At 59.8% G+C, this 6,789-nt stretch carries 4 protein-coding genes; all 4 read left to right on the top strand.

The features are described 5' to 3' along the window. A partial coding sequence (locus HQL56_17240) for a response regulator (protein ID MBF0311264.1) occupies nucleotides 1-871 on the top strand: 871 nt, incomplete at its 5' end. A gap of 24 nt (nucleotides 872-895) precedes the next feature. After that, nucleotides 896-1,993 carry a response regulator gene (locus tag HQL56_17235; protein ID MBF0311263.1) on the top strand — a complete coding sequence of 366 codons (1,098 nt, stop codon included), beginning with the start codon at nucleotides 896-898 and terminating at the stop codon, nucleotides 1,991-1,993. Next, a complete protein-coding gene (locus HQL56_17230) occupies nucleotides 1,974-2,906 on the top strand; it encodes a c-type cytochrome (protein MBF0311262.1) in 933 nt (310 codons plus the stop codon). The genes HQL56_17235 and HQL56_17230 overlap by 20 nt, the downstream gene beginning before the upstream one ends. Further along, on the top strand, nucleotides 2,903-6,789 hold a 3,887-nt coding region (locus HQL56_17225; protein ID MBF0311261.1), incomplete at its 3' end, for a PAS domain S-box protein. The genes HQL56_17230 and HQL56_17225, both read left to right, overlap by 4 nt.

Genomic DNA, 6,789 nt, shown 5'->3' with positions numbered 1-6,789 from the left:
GATGGATGTGCAGATGCCGGTGATGGATGGCTACGAGGCCACCCGTCGCATTCGCAGCGAGTTGGGGCTGACCCTGCCGGTCATTGCCATGACGGCCAACGCCATGGTCGGAGATCGGGAGAAGAGCCTGCATTGCGGCATGAATGATCATGTCGCCAAACCGATTGACCCCCAGCACCTCTTCAGGACTCTGATGCGCTGGCTGGTTCCGGGAAGATCTTCCGGTGGGGAAGAGGCGTTGCCGTATCCTCTCGAAAAGGTTGTGGTAAACGAGCCCCTCCCGGGCCTTCCGGGGTTGGACTGGACGCTGGCCTTGCAACGCTGCGCGGGAAATCGGGAGCTGCTGGAGCGGTTGTTGCGCCGTTTTGCCGTGGACCAGGCGGAGGTGTTGGCCTCTATCGAAGAGAAGTGGCGTCGGGGTGAGCGGGAAGAGGCCATTCGGTTGGCCCACACCCTCAAAGGGCTGGCGGGCAGCATCGGCGCCGAGCCCTTGCGCGAGGCCACCTTCCATTTGGAACAGGCGTTGACCGAGGGGTGCGAGATCCTTCATCCGCTCTTCGAGGGGGTGAAGGGCCATCTCGTGCCGTTGTTGACGGCCTTGTCGTGCTTGCCGGAGGTCGCCTCATCGGCATGTGAGGTTCCGACGGGGGGGGTGAGCGAGCTTACAGGGTTGTTGCACTCCTTGCAGGAGCCGCTGCAAGCCCGGCAGCCCAAAGCCTGTCACCCCCTGGTGGAGCGTCTCGAAGCCAAGGAGTGGCCTCCCGAGTGGCGGGTTCGGGTAAACCAACTGGTCAAGACGATTCGCAAATACCGCTTCAAAGAGGCATCCCAGGAACTGAACGAGCTGCTTCGGGCCGCTGCGGACCCGTGAGCCACGATGCGACAGGAGAGGACCATGGTCGAGGAAGAAGCCGCGCGGATTTTTGTGGTGGACGATACGGAAACCAACATCGACATCCTGCTGGAGACCCTGGGCGACACCTACGAGGTGAGCGTGGCTTTGGACGGGCAGACGGCGCTGGAGGATATCCCGGATCGTGAACCGGACTTGATTCTTCTGGACGTGATGATGCCGGAAATGGATGGGTACGAAGTTTGCCGGCGTTTGAAGCGGGAGGTGCGCACCCGGGACATCCCCGTGATCTTCGTCACCGCCAAACAGGAGACGGAAGACGAGACCCATGGCCTGGAGCTGGGGGCGGTGGATTATATCACCAAACCCTTCAGCCCGGCGGTGGTCAAGGCCCGGGTGAAGACCCATCTCGCTCTGGCCCATGCCAAACGGGATCTGGCCCTGGCCAATGAGGTGCTCGAAGAGAAGGTCCGTTTGAGAACGGAGGAGTTGCACCAGAAAAACATCGAGCTGGAGGCCACCCGGCTGGAGATCATCCGCCGTCTGGGGCGCGCTGCGGAATTCAAGGACAACGAAACCGGGCTGCATGTCATTCGCATGAGTCACTATTCCAGACTCCTGGCGTTGGTTTCCGGCATGGGGGAGCGGGAAGCGGAGATCCTTTTCCAGGCGGCCCCGATGCATGATATCGGCAAGATCGGTATTCCCGATCTGATTCTGATGAAGCCGGGCCGCTTGAGCGAAGAGGAGTGGGGCATCATGCGCGGTCATCCCGGCATCGGGGCGGGTATCATCGGCAAACAGAGCTCTTCCTTGTTGGAGACCGCCCGCATCGTGGCTCTGACTCACCACGAAAAATGGGATGGCAGCGGTTATCCCCGGCGTTTGAAAGGAGAGGCGATCCCCCTGGAGGGGCGTATCGTCGCCATCGCCGATGTCTTTGACGCCTTGACCACCAAACGCCCCTACAAGGAGGCCTGGTCGGTGGAAAAGGCTGTGGCGCTCCTGCAGGAGCTGGCGGGTTCCCACTTCGACCCCCGTCTGGTACCGCTGTTCCTGGGCGTTTTGCCGCAGGTTCTGGAAGTGAGGGAGAGTTGGAAAGAACGGGAAAGTGAGGATCATGTTCCGGAAGTGCGTTAGACCATTCCGGGGCATTCTGATCCCGGCGCTTCTTGTCGTCGCGACCCTCTCCCATGCGGGAGGGGTTGCGGACGAGCCCGTTCAGCCGATTCCACCCTGTGTCGATCTGGATCGGGACAAAGTGTGGCTGGGACAACGGTTATTTCGCGACGTGCGCCTCTCCTTCAACCAGTCTCAATCCTGCGCCACCTGCCATTCCCTTCCGGGTGGCGGGGTGGACGGAAAAGCCCGTTCCAGGCGGGCAAACGGGGAAGACTCCAGGTACAACACCCCGACGGTTTACAATGTTCACTTCAATGTGGCCCACTACTGGCAGGGGCGTGCGGAGAGCCTGGAAGCCGTGGTTGCAGAGGAAGTGCCGTCTCAAATGGGCTCCAGTTGGGAGGAGGTGGTGAAAAAACTCTCCACCGATCCCGGCTATCGACAGGATTTTCGCCGCCTCTTTCCCGAGGGTATCCAGGCGGCCACCCTTCAGGCCGTTCTCGCCGAGTATCTGCGTTCCCTGATCACCCCGCACAGCCGTTTCGACCGTTTCCTTCTGGGAGAAGAGACCGCCCTGACGCAAGAGGAGAGGCAGGGGTATCTCCTCTTCAAACAATTGGGCTGTGCCTCCTGCCACCAGGGGGTCAACCTGGGGGGGAATCTGTTTCAGAAATCCGGAATTTTTGATTCAGGTGGGGAAGTTGAATCCATGTCGCAGGGGCCGGAGGAACATTTCTTCAAGGTACCTGGTCTGCGCAATGTGGCCGCGACGGCTCCGTATCTGCACGATGGGCGGATCGCCACTCTGGAAGAGGTGGTTTCCGCCATGGGGCGCATGCAGTTGGGACAAAACCTGCCTCAGGAAACGGTACGCGACATCGTGGCTTTTCTGAAGAGCCTGACCCGCATTCCCTCGGGAGAAAATGAATGAAGCGGGGGACTCTGTTGCGCTGGGGATTGGGTGTACTCTGCGGGGTATTGATAACCTGGTTTGCCCTGCGTTCCCAGGTGGATCAGCGTCCCTATCGCGCCATCGAGCAACTGGTCGCCCGCATGGTGACCCTCGAAGCCCGCATCAACCAGAACCTCGTTCAGATCCGCCATGATATTCTTCGGCATTATGACGATATCGCGGCCTATCGGCAGGAGAACGTCGAGGCTCTGAAAAAGGCCGAATCCCTGGCTCTCCCGCTGGACGGGGAGGCGGCGGAGTATCGGGAGGCGCTGAGCCAGGTGCGTAACGATGTGGAAAAAAAACGCGATCTGATCAATCGGTTCCTGACCCGTTATGCGTTGTTGAAGAATTCCCTCGCCTACCTTTCCGTTCTGGTGACGGAGAAAAGCGCTCTTGACCGGGTCATTCCCGCGACTGGTTCGGCTATCTCTTCGGCCCGGATTCATGATCTGCTGCAGAAGATTTTGTTGCATGCGGCCAATCCGGGGGTATCTCCCCTCTCAGCCACGGCGACGCAGCAGATTGAGGAACTTTCGAAGGTCGATGAGCTTGTTTCGATTGCGGCGCATGCCCGGATTGTTCTGGAAGGTGAGTTGGAGGTGGAGCGGTTGATCGGCCTGATGGTTAATCTGCCTCTCGCCGATTCCTGGAACCAGCTGGCATACTTGTCCGCACGCCACTTGCAGCAAAGGCAGGAAGGCGCCACCCGGTATCAGATTGTCCTCTTTTTTTCCAGTCTCATCTTTCTGGGGTTGTTGGTACACGTTCTGTTGCGGCTCAATACCTCAACTCTCCGGCAGCGACGCCTGCAACAGGCGGTGGAGGCTTCCGAAGATGCGATTCTCCTGGCGGATCTGACCGGCAAAATCGAATATGCCAATCCCGGATTTGCCCGCTTGAGCGGATTGCCTCCTCACGAGATCCTGGGCAGACGGATTGTTGAACTGGACCGGATCCTTCCCGATGGCAGCGAACGTGAGACGGTTCGGGAGGCGATGGCCGCCGGGCAGTCCTGGCGGGGATCACTGCCGATTCGTGGGACAGGCGGTCCCGGAGCGGAAAGCGACACCCCGATATGGCAACAGATTCGCCTGACGCCCATACATACCGCATCGGGTCGTCTTTCCGGTTTTGTTGTGCTTTTTCATGATATTTCGCATCTTAAAAAAACCGAGGAGGCGCTGCTCCGCGCCAAGGGGGAGGCGGAGAACGCCAATCGGATCAAAGGGGTTATCAATGAAATCCTGAAACTCTCCCTTTCACAGGAGAACCTTGCCACCCTTCTTGATCAGGCGTTGAGTGGCATTCTCGGTCAGTCTTGGCTGCGCATCGAAGCCCAGGGTGCGATATTTCTGTTGGATGCCACCCATTCCCGCCTGATCCGGGTGGCCCATCGGGGGTTTCCACCGGCCTTGCAGCAGCAGTGTGCCGAGGTGCCGTGCGATACATGCCTGTGTGGCCGGGCCGCTCCGCAGTTGGAGGAGTTCCGGGAGATGCGCATGCCGGAGTTGTCGTCCCGGAATCCTCTCAGTCTGCCGATTCAGTCGGGAAAGCGGTTTCTGGGGGTGTTGACCCTCTATGTGAGGGAGGGCACCCGGCAGGAAGAGATCATGGAAGAGTATCTGGTGCTGATCACCAACACGCTGGCCAGCCTGATCGAGCGAAAGCGGGCTGAAGAGATGCTGCACAAGCTGTCCCATGCCGTGGAGCAGAGCCCGGTCTCGGTGATCATCACCGACATGAAGGGCATCATCGAATACGTCAATCCCAAATTCACCGAGCAGACCGGTTATTCTCCGGAGGAGGCGGTTGGGCAACATACCCGTATTCTGAAGTCCGGCTACTCCTCATCGGAGGAGTATCAGTCCCTGTGGCAAACCATTCTGGCCGGACAGGAGTGGCACGGGGAATTTCGCACCCGCAAGAAGGATGGGGAACTGTTCTGGGAATCGGTTTCCATTTCGCCCTTAAGGGCCCACAGTGGGGAAATAACCCATTTTGTGGCGGTCAAGGAAGACATCACCGGTCGCAAGGAGATGGATAGCCAATTGCGCCAGGCGAAGCTCTCGGCGGAGCAGGCCAACCGGGCCAAAAGTGAGTTTCTGGCCAATATGAGCCATGAAATTCGCACGCCGATGAACGCCATTATCGGCATGACCAGTCTCTGCCTGCAAACCGGGCCGACGCTCAAGCAGGAAGATTATCTGCGCAAGATCGATCGGGCGGCCCACTCGCTGTTGCGTATTCTCAACGATATTCTGGATTTTTCCAAGATCGAGGCCGGCCGGCTGGAGATGGAGCGGGTTGCCTTTCGGCTGGACGGCGTTCTGGATCAGGTGGCGACGCTGCTCGCCTTCAAGGCGACCGAAAAGGGGTTGCACTTTCGCGTGAGCCGGGATGCGGCGCTTCCGTCCGTTCTGGTGGGGGATCCCCTGCGCCTGGAGCAGGTTCTGCTCAATTTGGCGGGTAACGCGGTGAAATTTACCCATGAGGGCGAGGTGGAGGTCAAGGCGGTTCCGGAGGCCCGAAGCGAAGGGGAGGTCACCGTTGGTTTTACGGTCCGGGATACGGGCATCGGGTTGAATGCGGAACAGACCGAACGGCTGTTTCAGGCCTTTTCCCAGGCGGACACCTCGACCACGCGCCGCTATGGTGGCACCGGGTTGGGCTTGTCAATCAGCAAGCGTCTGGTCGAGATGATGCAGGGCACGATCAGCGTGCAGAGCGAAGTTGGCAAGGGCAGCCTGTTTGCCTTTACCGCCCGGTTCGGCATCGCTCCCGAGGCGGAGGCGATGGAGTTGTCGGGGTTGGTGAAACTCTCCTTGGAGGATTATCGGCAGGTGCTTTCGGCGGCGTTGACCAAGCCGATATTGCTGGTGGAGGACAATCCGTTCAATCAGCAGGTGGCCAAAGAGATGCTGGAACTGGTGGGGGCCACGGTTTGTCTGGCCGCCAACGGACAAGAGGCGCTGGAGTGTCTGGAAAGCCAGCCGTGCCAGGCGGTATTGATGGATTTGCAGATGCCGGTCCTCGATGGTTACGAGGCGACCCGTCTGATTCGTCTGCAGTCGGAGTTCGAGTCGCTGCCCATCATCGCCATGACGGCCAACGCCATGTCGGGAGAACGGGAGAATTGTCTGGCGGCAGGCATGGACGACTATCTGACCAAGCCGGTGGGTATGGATCAGCTCTTTGCCATACTGGCCAAACATCTCTGTTCCGAGGAGGTGTTGGCGCGCCATTCCCAAGGCAAGGTGCGACAAATAACCACCGAGCCGGATATTCTTCCGGAGGTCTCCGGCCTCCGGCCGGAACAGGCGCTCACCCGACTCGGAGGCAATCGGGCCCTATACCTCTCCCTGCTGCAGCGTTTCATAGAGGGGTCTCATCAGGCGGACATCGATTTGCGCCGGCGGCTCACCGATGGCGACGATGCCGGGGCCAAGCGGCTGTTGCATACCCTGAAGGGTATTGCCGGCACCCTGGGAGCGGTCGCCTTTCAGGAGCATTGCCAGGTTCTGGAGGAGGAGTTGCACCGGGACGGGGAGCTGGTTCCGGCACGATTGGAGGAGTTCGGGCAGCTCTTGATGGGGGTGGTGGGCAGTGTGGAGGAGGCCATTCGGGTATTGCAACCGCATCGGGAAGACCGGGTCTCCGCTATAGCCGGCAAAACGGAGCGGGAAGGTGTCCTGCCGGTGGTTGAGGAGATGCTGGTCCATGTACGCGCCAGTCGCCCGCGTCCGTGCATGGCGTTGCTGCCCCGGATGAAAATGCTGGCCGGGCAGGGGGAGGTGGCGGCTTGTGTGGGAAGAGTGGAGACGATGCTGAAGCACTACCGCATGAAAGAGGCGCTTGCCGA

The sequence above is a fragment of the Magnetococcales bacterium genome (assembly GCA_015231925.1).
GTDB lineage: Bacteria > Pseudomonadota > Magnetococcia > Magnetococcales > JADGAQ01 > JADGAQ01.
This window is presented reverse-complemented; position numbering and strand designations above follow the sequence as displayed.